The sequence below is a fragment of the Alloalcanivorax venustensis genome, assembly GCF_047495515.1.
Taxonomy (GTDB): domain Bacteria; phylum Pseudomonadota; class Gammaproteobacteria; order Pseudomonadales; family Alcanivoracaceae; genus Alloalcanivorax; species Alloalcanivorax venustensis.
In genome coordinates this window covers 809,215-829,091 of the sequence record NZ_CP179934.1, presented here as the reverse complement: position 1 = coordinate 829,091, position 19,877 = coordinate 809,215, and the positions used below count along the sequence as shown (strand labels likewise).

Sequence of the window (19,877 nt, the reverse complement as noted above, 5' to 3'; positions counted from 1 at the left end):
ATGTCCTGCTCCACCATCTCCACGGATTCTTCCGCCTCGACCCGCGCCAGTTGCAGGAACTGCTCGGCGATATTCAGGTTGCGCTGGGCGTAGTGCTCCACGTTGTCGAGGAAGTCCCGCAGCCGTTCGCCGTCCTCGCCGTGGCGCATCTTGCCGATCAGCGCCAGCACCGAGACCATCGGCGAGCGCAGGTCGTGGGACAGAAAGTCCAACATTTCGGTGCGGGTGCGCATGGCCTGCTTGACGTCGGAAATGTCCTTGAGGCTGACGATCAGCATGCGCCCGGGCTGATCGCCGGCGTGCACCAGAATCATGTCCAGGTAGAGATCCATGCCGCGCCGGTTGCGGCACTCTTTCTGCACCCGGCCGTCGGCGAGCACCTCCTGCAGCAGCCCCATCCAGTCGCGGTCGCCGTGGAATTCCAGTTCGCGGCCGATATCCGCCAGCCCCAGGGTGTCCTGGCCGACGCCTTCCAGGCTGAGCAGGTAGGCCGCCTGGGGGTTGATGAAGACCACGCCGCCGCAGGCGTCACAGATCAGCACGCCCTCGCTCATCTGCGCCAGACCGACCTGGAAAAAGCGGGTCAGCGCCTGCTGGCGCTGCTCTTCGGAGCGCAGCCGTTCGATGTGCTTTTCGATCACCTCATAGCGGGGCCCGCCGCTGGGGCGGCGCGCCTCGGTGCGGGCCAGCATGGCGCGGATCCAGTAATCGTAGGTGTCCGCGTCGAGGCCCTGACGCCAGGCCACCCACAGCTCATAGCGCTTGCCCTCGTGGCGGAACGGGTAGCGGCGCGCCAGCTGGCCGCGCCAGTCCACCGGCGCCAGCGCCTCGCCGCCGGAAACCGGGGCGCCGCCCTGGGTCTGCAGGCGCCAGGCGCGTACCGGCAGCACCTGGTCGAGCATTCTCAGCATGCGCGACATCGGCGCCGGCTCGGTCAAACGGCGGTTGAGGTCGCTGTACTCGGCCAGCCGCGCCAGTGCGTTGCGCATGTAGGCCATGGAGTATTCCAGGCGCCGCCAGGTCCACAGCGGATAGGCGACGATGGCCGAAAGCAACGCCGCCGCCGGCGGAAACCAGAGATTGAACAGCGCCAGCAGGCCGTAGCAGACCGCCACGGTCAGGGCCAGAGAGGCCATCACCAGGGGGATGCTCCAGCGCGGCAGCACGAAGGGCAGCAGGAACGGCGCCAGCAGCGCCAGCAGCAGGCTGACGAGCAGGGTCGGCACGGTGTCCAGCCGCTCGATCAGCTGATGACGGCGCAGCGCGTCGAAAATATTGGCGTTGATTTCCACGCCGGCCATCAGCTCGCCCTGGCCGGCCATGGGGGTCGGCAGCATGTCGCCGAGCCCGGCGGCGGTGGCGCCGATGAACACGAACTGGTCCTTCACCAACTGGTCGGGCACCCGGCCTTCGAGCAGGTCCACCGCCGACACCTGGGGGTAGGTGCCGGCGCCGCCGGCGAACGGAATATAGCGGGGGTACTTGCGCACATTGGCGAGGCCGGCGAAAGCGCCTTCGTCCCCCGCCGGGTAGAGATCCGTGGAGATCAGGCCCTCGCCTTCCAGCAACGCCTGGGTAATGTGCGGCCACCAGGGCTGGCCGATGCCCGAGCGCATGAACACCGAACGGGCCACGCCATCGCCGTCCAGCTCCAGGTCCACATGGCCCAGCCCCTTGGCGGCGCGGGCGAACTCGGCGTGGGGCAGCACCTCGATCAATTGGCCGCCGGAGCGCAGCTGCTCCACGTGCACCGGCAAATAGACGTGTCCGGCGGCGCGGATCGCCTCCGCCAGCGCCTGGTCGGACTGGGGACGGCTGCGGTCCGGCTCCGACAGAATCAGATCCATCAGCACCGCGCGGGCGCCCTGCTCTTCCAGCTGGTTGATAATCTGCGCGTGAATGCGCCGGTCCCACGGCCAGCGGCCCACCTCGCGGAGGCTGTATTCATCAATGCCGACGATCAGCACGTCGCCGGACGGCTCCATGGGCAGCCACTGCATGAGGTTGTCGTAGACGTAGCGGTTGAAGAACGACAAGCCACCGCTGATCGAGAGCAATACGCAGAGCCCGGCGACCACCAGAAGCACGGACAGGTGTTCCACCAGGTAGCGTCGTTGCTCGGAGCCGAGTTTCGCCATGAAATCCTATAACGTCAGTAGTAGTTCGGCCGCCACGGTGCCCAGGACCACCGTGGCCGGTCCAACGTAGCGTAACGGTACCACCGGGCGTTTACGGCCGGAACAGGGATTTTGCCGAAAAGCGCCTTTCGGGCCGCAGGCGCGGCGCCACGGGCAGGGCACCGCTGTCCCGAGGCGCGGGGGAGTCGACGGTAGTGGGGAACGACAGCGAACCGGTCGCCGGCGGGTCAATCGTCGATCGGTTCCAGGCGGTAACCGTGCTGGTAGACCGTCTTGATGCGGTAGCCCCGCTCGGGGCGGATCTGCAAACTACGACGAATGCGGCTGATGTGCACGTCCACGGTGCGGGATTCGATCGGGGTCATGATGCCCCAGACTTTCTCCAGCAGGTGGGCACGGGACATCAGCTTGCCGACGTTCTGAAACAGATAGCAAGCGAGCTCGTAATCCTTGTCGGTGAGCTTGACCGGCTCATCGTCCAGGGTAATCTGGCGGCGACCACGATCGATCGTCCAGGGTCCCACGGTCATCATTCCTTGATCATCCATGTCAGCGACGCCCGCCCGGCGCCCGAGCGCGTTGAGACGGGCCAGCAATTCCGCTTGTTTCACAGGCTTAACCATATAGTCATCGGCACCCTGACTGAGTGCGCCGACAATCGACGACTCATCATCACGCTGGGTGGCGAACAGCACCGGCGTTTTATTGCCGCTGGCCCGCACCTCCCCGAGCACCGCGTAACCGCTCATGTCGGGGACTTCCCAGTCAAGCACCAGTAAATCGAAGGTGTCTCTGCGCAACAGACTCATGAACTCCCGTCCGCTGGAGAGATGCATGCAGGTGTGCCCCGCCTCGCGTAGCCAGTGAGTGACCAGCTCGGCCTGGGCGTGATCGTCTTCTAAATAAGCAATGCGCACCGTTTCTACTCCATCCAATACCGCTGAAGCGTACCCAATCCATCATCGGATCGCGGGAAAAGATTGTAAAATGCCCGGCGGCGCGGCGCCGTCAACCGCCCTGCGTGGAAAGCTTCAACCCCACCACGCCGACGATGATCAGAGCCAGAAAGCCCAACCGCGCGGTACCCAGCGGATCCTGGAAAAACACCACCCCCAGCAGGGTAATGCCGACCGCCCCGAGCCCGGTCCAGACCGCGTAGGCGGTGCCCACCGGGATGCCCCGCATGGCGAACGACAGCGCCAGCATATTGAGCGCCGTGAGCACCAGCGACGTGCTGATCGACGCCACCCCCGGCTGCATCTGTATCCACTTCAGGCTCATCGCCCAGGCGATTTCCACCACCACCGCCGCCAACAGGACCCACCAGTATGGATTCATTTCTTGAACTCCCGGACAAACGGGCTCGTGTAGCGGACGGACCTGCCGGAAACCCGTAAGAGACAGGACCATCAGCCGCCCGACCGGAACGAAGCGGCGGCGGCATTATACGCAGCTGACAGGGTCAGGCCCACCGGGCCGAAGGCCGCGCGGAGCATGGACGCCGCCCACCCAAACGGCTATCATGCGCGTCCTGAATCGGCACCCCGCCCACTAAAGGCGCCGCCGGACAGGTTTTGTGACAACAAGTTTTGCGCCCGTAGCTCAGCTGGATAGAGCGTTGCCCTCCGGAGGCAAAGGTCAGAGGTTCGAATCCTCTCGGGCGTGCCAAATAAAAAGGCCCACCCCCGCGAAGGGGGTGGGCCTTTTTATTTGGCACGCCCGTCGGATCGACCTCTCCAGGTTCGACCAACTCGCTTTACAAGCGAGTTGGCGACGAGCGGCCAAAGGCCGCGAAGCCCCGCAGGGGTCGAAACGGCCAAAAGCCGTTTCGATCAATCCTCACGGAAACGCCCCAAAACACATCCGCAAACACTCCGCCCCCTCACCTGATCCTCAATATCTGCAACAATGAAACCCACCTGACCCGATCCCAGCAAAAGGCAGCCCCATGTTCCGACGCACCAAAATCGTCGCCACCCTCGGCCCGGCCTCCTCAGACGCCGATCTCCTTGCCCGGTTGATCGACGCCGGCGTCAACGTCTTCCGCCTTAATTTCTCCCACGGCAGCGCCGACGACCACCGCGCCGTCGCCGCCCGCGTCCGCGAACAGGCCGACGCGCAGGCCCGCAACGTGGCGATCCTCGCCGATCTGCAGGGCCCCAAGATTCGCATCGCCCGTTTCCGCGACGGTCCTGTGATGCTGGAACCCGGCCAGCCCTTCACCATCGACACCGCCCTGGACAAGGAGGCCGGCGACAGCGGCCAGGTGGGCACCGACTACGCCGGGCTCGCCGACGACTGCCGGGCCGGCGACACCCTGCTGCTGAACGACGGCCTGCTCGCCTTGAGCGTCGAGAACGTCGCCGGCAGCCGCGTCGAGTGCCGGGTGCTGGTGGGCGGCGAGCTGTCCAACAATAAAGGCATCAATCGCCAGGGCGGCGGACTCAACGCCCAGGCCCTCACCGACAAGGACCGCGAGGACATCAAGCTGGCGGCCTCCCTGGAAGTGGATTTCCTGGCGCTGTCGTTCCCCCGCCACGCCGACGACATCCATCAGGCCCGCGCCCTGTATCGCGAAGCCGGCGGTCACGGCGACATGGTCGCCAAGATCGAGCGGGCGGAAGCGGTCGCCGACCCGGCGGTGCTGGACGACATCATTATCGCCGCCGACGGCGTGATGGTGGCGCGCGGCGACCTGGCGGTGGAAATCGGCGACGCCGAGCTGGTGGGCGTACAGAAGCACATCATCCGTCGCGCCCGCGCCCTGGACCGGTTCGTGATCACCGCCACGCAGATGATGGAATCCATGATCCACAGCCCCCAGCCGACCCGCGCGGAAGTGTCCGACGTGGCCAACGCGGTGCTCGACGGCACCGACGCGGTGATGCTGTCGGCGGAAACCGCGGTCGGCGACTACCCGGTGGCCACGGTGCAGGCCATGGACCGCATTATCCGCGGCGCCGAGCGCACCTATCAGAGCCGGCCCAGCGAGGACCGCCCGGAACAGGGCATGAGCCACAATGACGAGGCCATCGCCCGCGCCGCCATGCATGTGGCGAACCACCTGAACGGCGTCAAGGCGATCATCGCCATGACCGAGACCGGCACCACCGCGCGCCTGATGTCACGGGTACGCTCCGGCATGCCGATCTTCGCCTTTACCCCGGACCCGCGCACCCGCCGCCGGGTAGCGATGTATCGGGGCGTGGAGCCCCAGCACTTCGAGATGGCCAGCGACCCCGGCCAGGTCAACCGGGACGCGGCCAATCAGCTTCAACGGCTGGGGCTGGTGGAGGACGGCGACCGCCTGATCCTCACCAAGGGCGACGCCGTGCGCGTGGGCGGCGGCACCAACACCCTGAAAATCATCACCGTGGGCGAGGCCGGCGGCTGATCCGCCCGCAAGCCCGCTATCAGGCATCACCATCAAACAGACACTTAATAACATCGGGAGAGACCATGGAAACGCCTTCTTTTAACACCCTGGAGATCACCGTCGATGACGGCATCGCCACGCTGTATCTGAACCGCCCGGACCGCATGAACGCCTTTACCCGGGAAATGAAGGATGAGCTGCTCGCCGCCTTCGATTACACCGATGCCGACGACGCGGTACGCGCGGTGATCGTCACCGGCCACGGACGGGCCTTCTGCGCCGGCGCCGACCTGTCCTCCGGCGGCGACACCTTCGACTATAAGAAGCGCGGCGGCGAAGGCGCCAACCCGGACGACGCCCACCGTGACGGTGGCGGCCAGGTGGCCCTGCGCATCCACCGCAGCCTCAAGCCCGTGATCGGCGCGATCAACGGCGCGGCGGTGGGCGTCGGCGTGACCATGCAGTTGCCCATGGACGTGCGCATGGCCTCCGAAAATGCCAAGTTCGGCTTCGTGTTTTCGCGCCGGGGCATCGTCAATGAAGCGGCGTCATCCTGGTTTCTGAGCCGGGTGGTGGGCATTTCCTCGGCGCTGGAGTGGTGCTTCTCCGGGCGGGTGTTCAGCGCGGCGGAAGCCAAGGAGCGTGGGCTGGTGCGCTCGGTGCATGCACCGGACGAACTCTACCCGGCGGCGCTGGCACTAGCGAAGGAGTTCGCCGACCAGACCGCGCCGGTGTCGGTGGCGATGATCCGTCAGATGATCTGGCGCATGGCCGGTGCCGAGCACCCCATGGAAGCGCACAAACTCGACAGCCGGGCGATGAAGTCACGGGGTGGATCCGCCGATGTGCGCGAAGGCGTGGAATCGTTTCTGCAGAAAAGAGCCGCCGTCTTCCCCGACAAGGTGTCCGAGGACCTGCCCGATTTCTTCGACTGGCAGGGCGAGCCGCCTTTCGAGTAAGCCGGTAACCGGGCCGGGGCGGCGTTCAGGGACATATCTTGCAACACTTTCGACTTGCCAGAGAAAGGGCGTCCGCCCCCGACCAACCCCCTCCGATATTAGTGAACACTTGTTCCTTTCCTGAAAAATGAAACGGCGGCCTGTGACCTGTTCCATTTTTCGAAAACACGGATGCCGCTACTATTAAAGATTCAGGCGCCCGGAACACCCCGTACATACCGACCGGTATTTTTGTTTACATTAAAAAGTCAGGGCGGCCCATCCTTTAATTTACCAGTGTTCACATTGCCGTCCGGATTTGTCCTCCGGCTCTGAAAATAAACCACATACCAAAGGGTATTTTGGCGTTTTACAGTATTGCGTCTGTGACAAGAGGAGTTCTAAGATAGTTCGTGACAACCGGGTGAACAGCTGATTTTTCAGGTATTCGCCGAAAGTCTAGTGGACTCTTTCTTCGTAAAGGTGTCCGCTCGGGAGACGATGCCCTGGGAAGGGCATATAAGAGGGTTTCGAGGCCGGCGCTGGATAACCGGATAAGCCCTCAAATACCAATAAACTTCGAAGAAAACAGGACAAAAACAATGGCACTTAAGTGGACCAATAAAGCTCAGGGGGCGCTGAACAGCAGTGCCGACCGTAAACTCCGCATCTCTTCTCTGACCAAAGCAATCGGCCTGGCTTCCGTATTCGGCGCCGCCACCGCGCTGTCCCCCGCTGCCCAGGCACTGAAAACCGATTTCGGCGTTGAATACCGCGCCACCGGTTTTTACGCACAATCCGACGCTTTCGACGTCGTCGGTGATCCTCGCAACGATAATGACAACGGCTTCGCCCATCTGATTCGCGTTAAGAGCGACTTCCTGGACGAAGACACCGGCATTTCCCTGCACACCAGCGTGGAACTGGCCGGCGACCGTTGGTCCGGTGACAGTACCCGCAACAGCCCCACCAACCCCCAGGCATTCAACGCCACCAACACCGGTGACAACGTACGTCTGGACCTGGGCTACTTGCAGATCCCCTTCGGCCATACCGTATTGCGCGTGGGCCGTCAGGCGACCAGCTACAACAACTGCTTCCTGGTCTGTGACGACCGCCGTGACCGCGTCCTGTTGATCCAACCGTTCAGCAAGACCTTCCAGGTTCTGGCCATCTATGACCGCCGTCGCGACCTGGACACGTTTGAAAACACTGACAACGGTGACCAGTTTGTCTTCGGTTTCGTGAGCAAGCCCATGGGCCTGGACATTAGTGCTTTGTACATCAAATACTTAAAAAACTATGAGGGCGATATTACTCAGGCGACAAACACCTCTGGCCCTTACGTAGTTAGTGGTGCCGATCTGTTTTCAGGCTATATCTCCGGTAATATCGGCGAAGTCGCGAAAGCAACCGTGGGCGCCAACTACTTCACCAATGGCAAGGTTACTACTCCGGCGAATAATGGCCAGTTTGTAACCGAAGATGCCCTCTCCCAGTACATTCGTTTGGAAGGCTCCGTAGGGGTAATGGATTGGGGTGTACAATATGTTGGCGCTCAGGATGGCGGCTACATCTCCCCCGGTTTCGACACGTACTCCAGCCTGATCCAAAACAACCCGGAGAGCACCGCTAACCCGACCAGCCTTTACACCATGGCGCAGAGTTACGGTGTCGAAGGTTACGATGAGTCCGTGCTCGCCGGCAAACTGACCTGGAACGTAACCCCGAAACTCGCCATCACCGGCGCCGTGGGCCAGCTGGACATCGACAACCCGGCCCCCCCGGGCGGCAGCAACAGCGTCAGCGACGAAAGCACTTTCTACGACCTGCAGCTGAGCTACCAGGTGAACAAGACTCTGCGCACTTGGGTAACCTACGGCATTCTGGAAGAGAACGAAGCGGGCGCTCTGTCCGGCAACACGCTGCTGGGCGCTCTGCCCAGTGCTGACTTCTCCCAGGACGACGTACAAGCCGCCAGCGTTAACCTGGCTGTGAGCTTCTAAGCAACAGGTCCACTTAGTACCACTTAGTGTGTACCACTTCGGAACCGGGACAGTGCAAGCTGCCCCGGTTTCGTCGTTTTTAAAAGCCTGAAACGGCGCTGGACAAGCCCACCGAGGGTTGCGCACACTCTTTCTTCATTGTTACGTATCCGGAACCACCGCCATGACTCAAATCATCCCCCGGCGCGCGCTGATCGCCGCCCTGATCGCCGGCCCGCTGAGCGTCGGTACCCTGGCAGGCTGTGCCACCCAAGGCATGACCACCGAAGACACCACCGCCCTGGTGGACTCGCAAGCCGCTTTCAATACCGACACACCCAATTGGGAAACCCCGTTCTGGGAGCGCTGGATCAATAATGCCAGCGCCGGCAAAGCGGAACGCCCCGATACCGCCGACGGCGAAGCGCCGCTGGCCAATATCGGCCTGGTGCTGTCGCCCTCCATCAGCGACGGCGAAGCCCTGATCAGCACGCTTTACAGCGACGCCTCCGAACAGGGGCTGCGCCCGCTGCCCGGCGGCCTGGTCGCCGAGACACTGGACAGCGCCGAGCCCTGCCGGCAGGACACGGCCGCGGAAGCGTGCCTGGCCAGCCTGGCGGCTTATCCCGGGGTTCGCATGCTGGTGGAAATATCGCCGGCACAGGACGGTAACGGGCTCAGCGCCGAGCTGCACGACACCAGCCTCAATGCCCACTACCGCATCGACCGCTTCGCCAACAGTGAAGCCGGTGCCGACGCGCTCATGGACGAGATCAACCGGCGCGTGGCCATGGCCCCCTGGTCCAGCCGCGTCTTCCAGGGCGAGGACGGCGGCCTGTATATCAGTGCCAGCCGCGTTAACGGTCTGAATCAGGGCCAGCGGCTGGACGTGCGGGAGCCGGGCAAGGCGGTACGCGCGCCCTCCGGCCAGGTGGTGGCGTTCCGCCCCGGGCAAAGCGTGGGGCGGGTGGAAATCGTGGAGTTCGTCGGCGACTACCTGGCGGTGGTGAAGACGGTGTCCGGCCAGACGCCGGACGACCGTCATTGGATCACGCTGCCCGCCAGTCAGTAGCAGGCACGAAGGTCAGCGCCGGGGCAGGCGGTACAGCCCGGCGTCGCGGTCGGCGGTGAAGAACAGATCCCCGTTGGCCGCTTCCACCACGTCGTTGAACACCCCGGTGGGCGGCAGCCCCTCCAGCGCCGGCAGCCCCACCGGCAGGTCCTCGGCCAGCGTGCGGGTGGCGCCGTCCACCGGATCAATCTCCAGCAGGCGCTGCTTGCCCACTTCCATCACCAGCAGCTTACCGGCCGCGCTGACACTGATGCCTTCCGGCATCGCCAGGCCGTCACGGACCCGCCGCTTGGACCAGTCCGCCGGGTTCACCGCCCACACCGAACCGCCCGCCGTGGTCACGAACAGGGTTGAGCGGTCCGCGTTGAACGCCATGCCCGCCGGACCGGCCAGCGCCACCACCACCGCTTCCCGCTGCTCGCCCTGCTCACCGCTGACACGCAGCAGACGGCCGGTGGCCAGCTCCGCCACCAGCAGGCTGCCATCGGCCAGCTGCACGGCGTCGTGGGGCGCCTGGAAGTCGTGGAAACCGTGGGTCATTCCACCGCTGGCGCGGTCGAACACCTGCACCGTGCCGGTGGCCCAACTGGTCAGCACCACCACGTGCTCGTCCGCCCAGGCGTTGAGCGGGTACTCCAGATGGGACGCCCACATGCGGCCCTCTTCGCGGATGTCGCCGCTGCCGGTGTCCATCACCCGGTAGGCGAAGGTGTCGGCGATATGCAGCTGGTCGCCGACCATCGCCAGACCGGAGGGCGCGGCCAGACGGGTGCGCACCAGGTCACGAACCCGGCCGTCGGCCAGATCCACTTCCTGGATGCTGTTATCGGCCATGTTGGAGACATAAAGCAGGCCGGCTTTCTTATCGATGGCGAGGTTGTCCAGCGACGGCTTGAGCCTGGCCACCCGGACTTTTTCGCCGCTATCCGGTCGCAGGCGCAGCAGCTCGCCGGTGGCGCTGTCGACCACATACAGGCGCCCCTGGCCGTCGAAGTTCACCGCCGCCGGTATCCGGAAGCCGTCGGCGACGGTGTCCATCTCACCGCTCTCCACATTGACGCGCACCACCTCGCCCTTGAACCAGAGCGGGCCGTACAGGTGGCCGTCGGGGCCGAACTCGAAGCCATTGAGGCCGCCCATGCCTTCGATGATCTTGCGCGGAGGCTGTTCACCGCCGCGGTCGATTTCGTAGAGCGCGTCGCCCATGAACACCTGGGTGGCGAACAGGCGGCCGTCCTCGGTATAGGCGAGGGAATTCAGCCCGGGCAGGCCACTGGCCACGGTACGAATCTCACCGGCCGCGTTGCGGATGCGCAGCTCGCCGACCAGATAGGCGGTCCAGGCGACTTCGCCGTCGGGCCCGAACGCCACGTCATCGGCCATGCCCGTCGGTGGCCCCACGAACGGGCTGACCGCGCCGCTCTCCCGGTCCACCAGGGACAACGACTGCCCCACCACGCTGCCGGCCAGCAGCCGGCCCTGGGGGTCGATGCCCAGGCCGTGCACGCCCAGGTAGGGCAACGGCCCCTCGACGACGACCGGTTCACCGTATTCCGCTTCCGGCGGCGGCGGTGGCGTGGTGCTGCAGGCGGCGGCGCCCAGCAGCAGCGCGGTCAGCGACAGCCAGCGGTATGTTCTGAGATGGTCCATGTACGCTCTCCCTGGTTGTTATCGATGTTGTCGATCCAGATTAGCGCAGCGCATCCAGGCGGGCGAGCCATCGTTGGCCCCGGTTCGAGGCCAGGCCGTCCGCCCAACGGGTGGTTTCGGGAAGCCGATAACGGGTGGTGCAGGCCATCACCAGTTCCAGCGCCGTGGCCAGATCGGTGCGGTGGCCCGGGGACACGATCAGCGGCCGGGTGCTGACACGGGTGCGCAGGACGGCACCCAGGGTGTCGCCGGCGCGGTCCAGCAGCGGTGTCCATTCGCCGCGCCCCTCCGGCACCTCGCCGTGGCGGCCGGTGAGGCGCTTCTTGGCGACTCCCACCGTGGGCAGCCCGGTCAGCACGCCCAGGTGCGCGGCGATACCCAGCCGGCGCGGGTGGGCGATACCGTGGCCATCGCAAAGCAGCACATCCGGCCCCACCCGAAGCTGTTCCAGCGCGCGCAGGATCACCGGACATTCGCGGAACGACAGCAGCCCGGGCACATACGGAAAGGCCACCGGAAGTCGCGCCAGGGCGTAATCAAGCGGCTCCAGGGTGCGGTAATCCAGCACCACAATGGCGGCACGGGCGGTGTCGGCGTTCTCGAACCCCACATCGACGCCGGCAACCGTGCGCACCGGCGGCAAATCGTCGCTCAGCCTGACCTGCGTCGCGGTGTCCCGCTGTATGCGCCGGGCCCGCGACGCGTCCATGTCGGCCCATTGTTGCTGCAGTTGCTGCGCGGTAACCATTCAACCTCTGCCTTCGTCCTTGCGAACCTGTTCCGTGCTCTTATCCAGCGCCGCCACAACGGCCGGCGACAACGGGGCATCAAACATCGCCGCCCCGGTGGCGATCAAATCTTCAATACGCACACGCGCGTCGTCGTAGCGGAACGCGGAACCTTGAGCGTGCTGAATCTGCTCCAGCGCGGCCAGGCCATTAACCTGCATATCCATGACGCTTATAAAGCGTTGATCGACAATCTGCACGGGCATGTAGGGTTTACAGTCGCGCAGGGCGGCAAGACAAGCCTCCAGCCCCAACCCGTAAAGACCACGAAACTGGCGCCAGACAGCACGGTCCACGCGTAGCTGTATCAAAAAGCGCATGTAATGACCTGGGGAAGAGCCGTCGAGAAGCAACTCGGCCAGCGGCATGAGACAACAACGGGATATCTGCTCAGTGCTCAACGGCATGCCGTTGCTTGCCGCCAGTGCCTGATCAAGCATTTCGGTTCGGCGTGCGTCCACTGGCGCGGAGCGCAGTTGCAACACCGACTCCACGATCGCCTCGCGGGAACCGAAATGATAGTGGATGACGGACTCGTTTCTCTGCCCGGCCTGCTCACGAATCTCACGCAACGTGGCGCCTTGCAAACCCTTTACCGCGAACACCTGCTCCGCCGCCAGCGTCAGCTCAAGGCGGGTCCCCTTAAGCGCCCGGCTTTTACTCTTGGAGTTTCGTATCTCGGTCCTCGCTGTCATGGCTCCGGCCTTCCACGTCATTTAATGGCTGAATATTAGCAGCTCAGGGAGCAGCAAGCAGGCCCGCCATGGTACGCCACCACTGCGCCATGGCCACCGGCTCGCGGCCGGGGGCGCCGGCGGCGTGCCCGTAGTCGGAGTCGAGCACCTCGACGCGGGCACCGGCAATCAGCCCGGCCTCGTGGCGGGCGTCCTCGACGGTGAAGTACAGATCGGTCCGCGACGGCATGACCAGCGTGCGCGCGCTGATCGCGCCCAGGGCGGCGCGGTAGTCGCCGCCGTACCGGGCGTTGTCGCCGGGGTCGGCGCTCTCCCAGGCATGCATCACGGCGAGCAGGTCATTGGCGTCCTGGGCCAGATGGTCCTGTTCCCAGAAGCGCAGCAGCGCGTCGATATCGGTGAAGCCCAGATTCCGGTACAGGCCGCGACGAAAAAACGCCTGGCTATAGGCCCAGCCGGCGTAGACCCGGGCAAACGCCTTGAGCCCGGCCTCGGGCGCCCGTTGATAATCACCGCCGTTGTACACCGGGTCCGCCATCAAGGCGCTGCGCACGCCGTCGAGAAACACCCGGTTGTGGGGCCAGCAGCGGGCGGTGGCGCACACCGGCAGCAGGCGCCGCACCCGCTGCGGATGCAGCGCCGCCCACAGATAGGACTGCATCCCGCCCATGGACCAGCCGGTGGCCAGGGCAATGTCCACGTCGCCGAACCAGGCCTGCAACGCCCGGCGCTGGGCCTCCACATTGTCGTCCAGAGTCACGGCGGGAAAACGATGCCCCGCCTGTGACGGGTGGCACCGGCTCGGCGAGCTGGCGCGCCCGTTGCCGAACATATCAAACAGCACCACGCAGTAGTCGCCGCCGGCCAGCGGGCCGCCCGCACCAACAAGGGGCAGGCTGCCCTCATAAGTGCCACCGTAGTAGCAGGGAACGATCACCAGGTTGTCCCGGCGCGCGTTCAACGCACCGATCTGGTAGCCGGTCAGCACGGCATCGCGCAGCACACCGCCTTTTTTAAGCGGCAGATCGCCCAGTCGAATCTCTCTGCTAAACCCTTGTTTCTGAACCACTGTTTCTCTCCTTGCAGGCCGGATCGAACAGGCCGGGAAGGCCGCGCGTCCGAAATTATATATACAGGCTGGCATGTATATTGAATGAAGGAATCGTGCCAAGGCGCACCCTGAGCGCCCAGCGACGGAACCGACAGGAGAGAAACCGATGAATGCGTACCAACCCGTTGAATCCCTGCGCCAGGATCTGGCGGAAAAAGGCGTGAAGTACGCCATGGCCAGCTACGTGGATATCCACGGCGCCATTAAGGGCAAGTTCGTGCCGCTCAACCACCTGGACCGTATGATGAAGGGTTCGGAACTGTACACCGGCGCCGCCCTGGACGGTGTGCCCCAGGACATCAACGACGACGAAGTGGCGGCCATGCCCGACGCGGCCAGCGCCACCCAGTGCACCTGGAACCGTCAGCTCGCCTGGTTCGCCAGCGACCTGCACCTGAACGGCGAGCCGTTCCAGGCCTGCTCCCGGCATATTCTCAAACGCCAGCTGGCGGCCGCCGCCGAGCTGGGCTTCAGCTTCAACCTGGGCATCGAGACCGAGTTCTTTCTGTTCAAGGACACCGAGGACGGCGGCTTCGCGCCGATCAGCGACCGCGATGTGCTCGACAAGCCCTGCTACGACCCCAGCGTGCTGATGGACAACCTGCCGATCATCGACGAGATCGTGGACGCCATGAACGAACAGGGCTGGGACGTGTATTCCTTCGACCACGAGGACGCCAACGGCCAGTTCGAAACCGACTTCATGTTCACCGACGCCCTCAACATGGCCGACCGTCTGGTGTACTTCCGCATGATGGCCAACGAGATCGCCCGCAAGCACGGCGCCTTCGCCAGCTTCATGGCCAAGCCGTTCGCCGACCGCACCGGCAGCGGCGCCCACTTCAACATGTCCCTGGCGGACATCGACAGCGGCAAGAACCTGTTCGAGCCGGACGGCGACGACCCGCACCAGTGCGGTGTGTCACCGCTGGCCTACCACTTTATCGCCGGGGTGCTGAAACACGCGCGCGCCATCTGCGCGGTGATCGCGCCCACCGTGAACAGCTACAAGCGTCTGGTGCAGCGCGGCGCCATGTCCGGTTCCACCTGGGCGCCGGTGTATTGCTGCTACGGCAACAACAACCGCACCAACATGCTGCGCATTCCGTCCCAGGGCGGCCGCGTGGAATGCCGCGCCCCGGACATCAGCGGCAACCCCTATCTGGGCGCGGCGATGATGCTGGCCGCCGGCCTGGAAGGGATTCGCGAAAAACTGGAACCGGGTGAACCGCACCGGGAAAACATGAACGACCACAGCCTCGCCGAGATCAAGGCGATGGGCATTGAAATGCTGCCGCGCACCCTGGGCGAAGCGGTGGACGCCTTCGAGGCGGACCCGCTTTCCCGTGACGTGTTCGGGGACCTGATGTTCGACAGCTTTATCGACTTCAAACGCTCCGAGTGGGAGCAGTACCACAACCTGGTTTCCGACTGGGAAGTGAAACGCTACCTGAAAATGTTCTGATCCGACCGTACAGGAGAACACCATGAAGTTAATCAAACGCACTCTTCACTGGACCGGTGCGCTGGCGCTGGCCGGGGTGATGTCCGCCTCTTTCCTGGCACCGTCCACCGCGCAGGCCGGGGAACGCGACAGCTTCAGGCTGGCCTGGACCATCTACGCCGGCTGGATGCCCTGGAAGTACGCCGATGAATCCGGAATCATGGACAAGTGGGCCGACAAGTACGACATCGATGTGGAGATCACCCAGATCAACGATTACATCGAATCCATCAACCAGTTCACCGCCGGCCAGTACGACGCGGTGACCCTGACCAGCATGGACGCCCTGTCGATCCCCGCCGCCGGCGGTGTCGACTCCACCGCCCTGCTGATCGGCGACTACTCCAACGGCAACGACGGCCTGGTGATGAAGGACCCGGAAGGCGGCGTGGCGTCGCTGAAAGGCGAAACCATCAACCTGGTGGAATTGTCGGTGTCTCATTATCTGCTGGCCCGGGCGCTCGAAGAACAGGGCCTGAGCGAGCGGGACGTGAACATCGTCAACACCTCGGACGCCGACATCGTGGCGGCGTTCAGCAGCGATGACGTGCGCAACATCGTCACCTGGAACCCGCTGCTCACCGAAGCCGCCGCCACCCCCGGCGCCGAGATCGTGTTCGATTCCAGCCAGATCCCCGGCCACATCAAGGACCTGACCCTGGTCAACACCGAAACCCTGAAGGACAATCCCAAGCTGGGTAAGGCACTGACCGGCGCCTGGTACGAAGTGATGGCGATCCTGGAGAGCAACACCCAGAAAGGCGAGGACGCCCGCGCCTTTCTCGGCCAGGCCTCCGGCACCGACCAGAAAGGTTACGAAGACCAACTGGCCGGCATGAAGATGTTCTGGGAGCCGGATACCGCCGTGGCCTTCGCCAACAGCGACGAAGCCTTCCAGGCCATGGACGACGTGCGTCAGTTTTCGTTCAAACACGGTCTGCTCGGCGAAGGCGCCCCCAGTGCGGACTTTATCGGCATCGCCTTCCCGGGTGGCAAGGTGCTGGGTGACAAAGGCAACATCAAGCTGCGCTTTGACACCACCTACATGCAGATGGCCGACGACGGCGAACTGTAAGATTAATCCGCACAGGGAGGCCGGCCGCCACGTTTCGCTTGCGCGTGGCGGCCGCGTTGCCGATGAGACGAACAAAAGAAGACGCGGAAAAAACCCGCCGCAAAATCGTCGAAGTGGCGTTGCAGCTTTTCAGCAGCAACGGCTACACCAACACCACGCTGGCCAAGATCGCCACCGAGGCGGGCTTCAGCCGGGGACCGATTTACTGGCACTTCAACAACAAGGATGAATTGTTCGAGGAAGTGCTTTCGTTTTCGCAGCAGCCGCTGGCCGACCTGATCAACCAGGCACGCGGTGAGCTGGCACATCCGTTAAACGCCATCCATGAATTCGCGGAACAATGGCTGCGCCTGTTGGTGGATAACCGCTGGCACCGTCAGTCGTTTGAAATTCTGCTCAATAAAACCGAGCTCACCTCGACCATGGAGCGCACCCTCAAACGGGAGCGCAAACTCACCCGGGACGTGGTCTCGGTACTCACCAACCTGGTCACGCAGGCCCAGCAACAGCAGCTCATCAGTGATCGCCACGGCGCCGACGAGCTGGGATTGCTGTGCTACACCTATCTGATGGGCATCACCCAGACCTGGTTGTTCTCCCCTCGCCTGTTCAAGTTGGAACAGGAAATTCCGTTTTTCCTCGACCGTCTCGACCGCCTGCTACAGGATTGATCCGGCGCCGCCACCGTCGGCTTCGCAGAGCGGCAACGGGGACGCCCCGGGCAACACCCACACCGGGCTGGAGAACGCCACCGGGCGGCCCGTGTCCGGATCCAGAATGCGGAGAAAATAATACCGCTCCTGGTCGCCGACGGTGAGCGTCGCGGTCCAGCTCGCGCCGGTGCCGGTGGCGACCACCCGGTTGCCGTTGGTGACCAGCTCCATGCGCCCGGTGAAATCCGCGCCGGCGCGGCTCAGCGATGCCCGCAACGGCAGTTGCTGTCCCTCCGGGCGGCGCAGACGGCTGCCCATGGGCTTGTCGTCCACGCGCACCGTCATGCGCAGGTCGTTGTAGCCCTGGGCCACCGCGTAGAAGCGACGCGCGGACAACGCTTCCTTTAAGTCCGCCGCGTCGCGGGACCGGGCGATCAACACCGTTTTCGGCAGATCCGGATCGCCCCATTCCTCATCGTGATGGTCCTCCGAGCCCACCGCGCCCAGATGCCAACCTTTATCCAGCGCGTAGGCCAGCCAGCTGCCGCCGGGGCCGCCGGAGTCGTACTCCGAGCCTTTGCCGAACACCTCCAGGCCCACCGCGCGGCGGTCGGCGGCGGGCACGTAGCGGAAATCGTTGAAGGTGTAGGCGGGATCGCCGCCGATCGGCTCGACGATCTGTTCCAGCGCGTCCTCGCGCCCCGGGTGATTGAACACCAGCAGGCTGTCGCCGCCGCCACCGAACGCGGCGGGGTAACTGAACCATTGCCAGAACAGGCCCATGGACACCGCGTAGCCGGGGCCGGTTTTGGCGTTGATCACGTTGTCGCCGAACAACAGATTGATGTGCCCGAAGCGGTCCGAGGTCCACTCAAAACCCCGGATGGCGGTGAAGCCGTCGTCGCTGGCGGCGAGCGCCTGTTCCTCGGTGGCGGACCACTTGCGGAACGAATCGAAGGGGGCGTCGTCATCGGCGATCAGACATTCGAAGAAGCGTTCGGAAAAACAATCGCCGTTAACGGAAAGCGGCAGGCGGGTGTTGTCCGAGTGGTCGGTGACGGCGGTGAAATCCAGGCCCAGCGCCCGAGTGCGCTCGAACACCTCCGCCGGCCGCGAGCTGATGGCGCCGTCCGAATAACCGGTGTGTTCGTGAATGGCGCCGATGTAATGCTCGAAAGTGCGCGCGTCGAAGGCCGGCGTGCACTGGTCGGCGGGCGCCGCCTGGGGCAGGGTTTCCAGCACGTAGAGCGGGTCGGTGAGCTTGCCCAGAATCGCCTCGCAGCCGCCGCCGGCGGGATCGCGCAGGCACCCCGCCACGCCATCATCCAGGCTCGCCAGCGCCGAGAACGGACAGGCCGGATCACGCGGATCGCCCAGGCAGGCGCCGATCCCGTCCGGGTCCAGCAACCCGCCCAGCACCGCCAGCGGGCAACCGGCCTGCAGCGGGCTGAGCAGGCACTGGAACACACCCGGCGAGGCCTCCGCCCGGGGCGTCGCCTGCAGGGTCACCGTGCGGCTGGTCTCGCGGTCGCCGTCGGACACCGTCACCTCGAAGCCGAACACGGTGGCCTCCTCGAGCAGCGGCAGGGTGACCCGGGCGTCGCCGGTGTCGGCGTTGTCGATCGCCAGCGCCGGCGCGCCGTCATCCCGTTGCGTCCAGCGGTATTGCAACGGGTGGTTGTCCGGGTCCGAGGCGACCGCCAGCAGCCGTGCGGTTTCGCCGCCGCTGGCGACGCCCGGGTCGGCATAGGCGTCATCGATACGGGGGGCAGCGTTGGCCGGTGCCGGAAGAATAGTGACGGTGACGCGGTCGCTGGCGCGCCCGCCCTGATCGTCCACGGCGGTCAGCGACAGCTCGACGTCCGTGGCCTCGGCCACCGGCGGCGCGGTAAACGCCACCTGCAGCCGGTCGTCGCCCTCCAGGGTCAGGGCGGGGCCGCCCGGCGTCACCCGCCACAGCACGCTGACCACGGCGCCGTCGTCACTGGCGGTGCCGTCCAGCACCACCCGCTCGCCGGCGGTGACGGTGCGGTCGTCGCCGGCATCCACCGTCGGCAGGGGGTTGTTGAAGGTATCCACCACGGTGACGGTGACCGTATCGCGGCCCACGGCGCCACTGGAATCCTCGGCTTCCAGTTCGAAGGTCAGCGCGGTATCGGCGTCCACCTGCGGCGCGACGATAGTCAACAGGTTCTGGTCCCTGGCGCCGTCGATGACCGCTTCGGGCCCGTGGGTCTGCCGCCAGCCCAGGCGCCGCAGGGAGCGCCCCGGGGACACCGTGGCGCCACCGTTGAGCTGCAGGGCCTCACCCTCATCGACGCGCTGGTCCCGGCCGGCGTCCACGCGGGGCGCATCGCCGCCGGCGGCCTCGATGGTCACCGTGCTCACCGCCTCCGCGGAGGCGCCGCCGTCGTCGGTGACCCGCACCCGAACCCGGGCTTCGCCGTCCACCGCCGAAGTCGGCACCCGCACCGTCAGGCGGCGTGGCTGCTCCTCGACCACGGTCAGGGCCCCGTCCACGGTCCAGGTCACCGACTCGATCCGGCCGTCGTCGTCCTCGGCGGTGAGCCGGAAGGTGCCCTCGGTGCCGGCGGTCAGCCGGGCCGGACCTTCCAGTCTCGCCTGGGGCGCCCGGTTGGAGGGCTCGGGCGACGCCGGGTCACTGTCCGAGCTACCCCCACCCCCACCACAGGCCGCCAGCAACGCGGTGATCAAGAACACCGGCACCATGCAAAACCGGCGTGCCCGCCCTGAATCCTGCCAACCGCTCATAAGGAACCCCCGTACCAGAACAAGGCGCGAGTATTCCTTTACGGGATGACCGGGCCATGACGGCGCGGACGGGAAAGGCTACAGACAGATACAAAGCGCCGCTTCAGCAGCGAACGTCGC

General features: G+C 64.9%; 14 protein-coding genes, 1 tRNA gene and 1 pseudogene. 8 read left to right on the top strand and 8 right to left on the bottom strand.

Annotation, left to right across the window (positions count from 1 at the left end; genetic code table 11):
• Positions 1 to 89: 89 nt before the first annotated feature.
• From ACMG4O_RS03975 to ACMG4O_RS03965, 3 genes and pseudogenes are all read right to left on the bottom strand, one after another.
• Positions 90 to 2,138: pseudogene (locus ACMG4O_RS03975) on the bottom strand (CHASE2 domain-containing protein); the annotation flags it as partial.
• A gap of 227 nt (positions 2,139 to 2,365) precedes the next feature.
• Positions 2,366 to 3,055 (bottom strand): response regulator transcription factor, encoded by a 690-nt coding sequence (locus tag ACMG4O_RS03970; protein WP_194854834.1) that lies wholly within the window; start codon positions 3,053 to 3,055, stop codon positions 2,366 to 2,368.
• A 91-nt stretch (positions 3,056 to 3,146) separates the two neighbouring features.
• A complete protein-coding gene (locus ACMG4O_RS03965) occupies positions 3,147 to 3,476 on the bottom strand; it encodes a DMT family transporter (protein WP_194854835.1) in 330 nt (109 codons plus the stop codon).
• 253 nt (positions 3,477 to 3,729) lie between these two features.
• On the opposite strand from ACMG4O_RS03965, the gene ACMG4O_RS03960 reads away from it, so the two are divergent.
• From ACMG4O_RS03960 to ACMG4O_RS03940, 5 genes are all read left to right on the top strand, one after another.
• A tRNA-Arg gene (locus tag ACMG4O_RS03960) sits at positions 3,730 to 3,806 on the top strand.
• A 280-nt stretch (positions 3,807 to 4,086) separates the two neighbouring features.
• Positions 4,087 to 5,532, top strand: a complete 1,446-nt coding sequence (gene pyk / locus ACMG4O_RS03955; RefSeq protein ID WP_414434479.1) for a pyruvate kinase — start codon at positions 4,087 to 4,089, stop codon at positions 5,530 to 5,532.
• Positions 5,533 to 5,597: 65 nt separating this feature from the next.
• Entirely contained in the window at positions 5,598 to 6,473 is an 876-nt protein-coding gene (locus ACMG4O_RS03950) for a crotonase/enoyl-CoA hydratase family protein (protein ID WP_414434478.1), read from the top strand.
• A 581-nt stretch (positions 6,474 to 7,054) separates the two neighbouring features.
• A complete protein-coding gene (locus ACMG4O_RS03945) occupies positions 7,055 to 8,458 on the top strand; it encodes a hypothetical protein (protein WP_414434477.1) in 1,404 nt (467 codons plus the stop codon).
• Positions 8,459 to 8,621: 163 nt separating this feature from the next.
• Positions 8,622 to 9,509 carry a hypothetical protein gene (locus ACMG4O_RS03940; protein ID WP_414434476.1) on the top strand — a complete coding sequence of 296 codons (888 nt, stop codon included), beginning with the start codon at positions 8,622 to 8,624 and terminating at the stop codon, positions 9,507 to 9,509.
• 12 nt (positions 9,510 to 9,521) lie between these two features.
• Here ACMG4O_RS03940 and ACMG4O_RS03935 read toward each other — a convergent pair whose 3' ends face one another.
• Genes ACMG4O_RS03935 through ACMG4O_RS03920 form a run of 4 tightly spaced genes read right to left on the bottom strand, consistent with a single transcriptional unit; the run spans position 9,522 to position 13,711 of the window.
• Positions 9,522 to 11,159, bottom strand: coding sequence for a hypothetical protein (locus ACMG4O_RS03935; protein WP_414434475.1), 1,638 nt, complete (start codon positions 11,157 to 11,159; stop codon positions 9,522 to 9,524).
• Between the two features lie 40 nt (positions 11,160 to 11,199).
• Complete coding sequence (nfi, locus tag ACMG4O_RS03930) at positions 11,200 to 11,907, bottom strand: deoxyribonuclease V (protein WP_142947598.1); 708 nt, start codon at positions 11,905 to 11,907, stop codon at positions 11,200 to 11,202.
• Positions 11,908 to 12,642, bottom strand: coding sequence for a TetR/AcrR family transcriptional regulator (locus ACMG4O_RS03925; RefSeq protein WP_185956858.1), 735 nt, complete (start codon positions 12,640 to 12,642; stop codon positions 11,908 to 11,910).
• Positions 12,643 to 12,685: 43 nt separating this feature from the next.
• The gene (locus tag ACMG4O_RS03920) at positions 12,686 to 13,711 is read right to left on the bottom strand and encodes an alpha/beta fold hydrolase (protein ID WP_414434474.1); all 1,026 of its coding nucleotides are present in this window, start codon (positions 13,709 to 13,711) and stop codon (positions 12,686 to 12,688) included.
• A 148-nt stretch (positions 13,712 to 13,859) separates the two neighbouring features.
• Between ACMG4O_RS03920 and glnT the strand changes: the two genes are divergently transcribed.
• From glnT to ACMG4O_RS03905, 3 genes are all read left to right on the top strand, one after another.
• Positions 13,860 to 15,218 (top strand): type III glutamate--ammonia ligase, encoded by a 1,359-nt coding sequence (glnT, locus tag ACMG4O_RS03915; protein WP_142947601.1) that lies wholly within the window; start codon positions 13,860 to 13,862, stop codon positions 15,216 to 15,218.
• 22 nt (positions 15,219 to 15,240) lie between these two features.
• On the top strand, positions 15,241 to 16,332 hold the full coding sequence (locus ACMG4O_RS03910; protein ID WP_414434473.1) for a putative urea ABC transporter substrate-binding protein: 1,092 nt from the start codon (positions 15,241 to 15,243) through the stop codon (positions 16,330 to 16,332).
• Positions 16,333 to 16,394: 62 nt separating this feature from the next.
• The gene (locus ACMG4O_RS03905; protein ID WP_194854843.1) at positions 16,395 to 17,003 is read left to right on the top strand and encodes a TetR family transcriptional regulator; all 609 of its coding nucleotides are present in this window, start codon (positions 16,395 to 16,397) and stop codon (positions 17,001 to 17,003) included.
• On the opposite strand, the gene ACMG4O_RS03900 is transcribed toward ACMG4O_RS03905, so the two are convergent.
• Positions 16,992 to 19,757: a PKD domain-containing protein gene (locus ACMG4O_RS03900; protein WP_414434472.1), complete on the bottom strand. Its 2,766-nt coding sequence runs from the start codon at positions 19,755 to 19,757 to the stop codon at positions 16,992 to 16,994. The two genes, ACMG4O_RS03905 and ACMG4O_RS03900, sit on opposite strands and share 12 nt — an antisense overlap.
• Between the last annotated feature and the right edge of the window lie 120 nt (positions 19,758 to 19,877).

What these genes read in the sequence shown, in the direction of transcription:
- ACMG4O_RS03965 (WP_194854835.1), bottom strand. Translation starts at nt 3,476, where the DNA reads ATGAATCCATACTGGTGGGTCCTGTTGGCGGCGGTGGTGGTGGAAATC.
- pyk (WP_414434479.1), top strand. Translation starts at nt 4,087, where the DNA reads ATGTTCCGACGCACCAAAATCGTCGCCACCCTCGGCCCGGCCTCCTCA.
- ACMG4O_RS03950 (WP_414434478.1), top strand. Translation starts at nt 5,598, where the DNA reads ATGGAAACGCCTTCTTTTAACACCCTGGAGATCACCGTCGATGACGGC.
- ACMG4O_RS03945 (WP_414434477.1), top strand. Translation starts at nt 7,055, where the DNA reads ATGGCACTTAAGTGGACCAATAAAGCTCAGGGGGCGCTGAACAGCAGT.
- ACMG4O_RS03940 (WP_414434476.1), top strand. Translation starts at nt 8,622, where the DNA reads ATGACTCAAATCATCCCCCGGCGCGCGCTGATCGCCGCCCTGATCGCC.
- ACMG4O_RS03935 (WP_414434475.1), bottom strand. Translation starts at nt 11,159, where the DNA reads ATGGACCATCTCAGAACATACCGCTGGCTGTCGCTGACCGCGCTGCTG.
- nfi (WP_142947598.1), bottom strand. Translation starts at nt 11,907, where the DNA reads ATGGTTACCGCGCAGCAACTGCAGCAACAATGGGCCGACATGGACGCG.
- ACMG4O_RS03925 (WP_185956858.1), bottom strand. Translation starts at nt 12,642, where the DNA reads ATGACAGCGAGGACCGAGATACGAAACTCCAAGAGTAAAAGCCGGGCG.
- glnT (WP_142947601.1), top strand. Translation starts at nt 13,860, where the DNA reads ATGAATGCGTACCAACCCGTTGAATCCCTGCGCCAGGATCTGGCGGAA.
- ACMG4O_RS03910 (WP_414434473.1), top strand. Translation starts at nt 15,241, where the DNA reads ATGAAGTTAATCAAACGCACTCTTCACTGGACCGGTGCGCTGGCGCTG.
- ACMG4O_RS03905 (WP_194854843.1), top strand. Translation starts at nt 16,395, where the DNA reads ATGAGACGAACAAAAGAAGACGCGGAAAAAACCCGCCGCAAAATCGTC.
- ACMG4O_RS03900 (WP_414434472.1), bottom strand. Translation starts at nt 19,757, where the DNA reads ATGAGCGGTTGGCAGGATTCAGGGCGGGCACGCCGGTTTTGCATGGTG.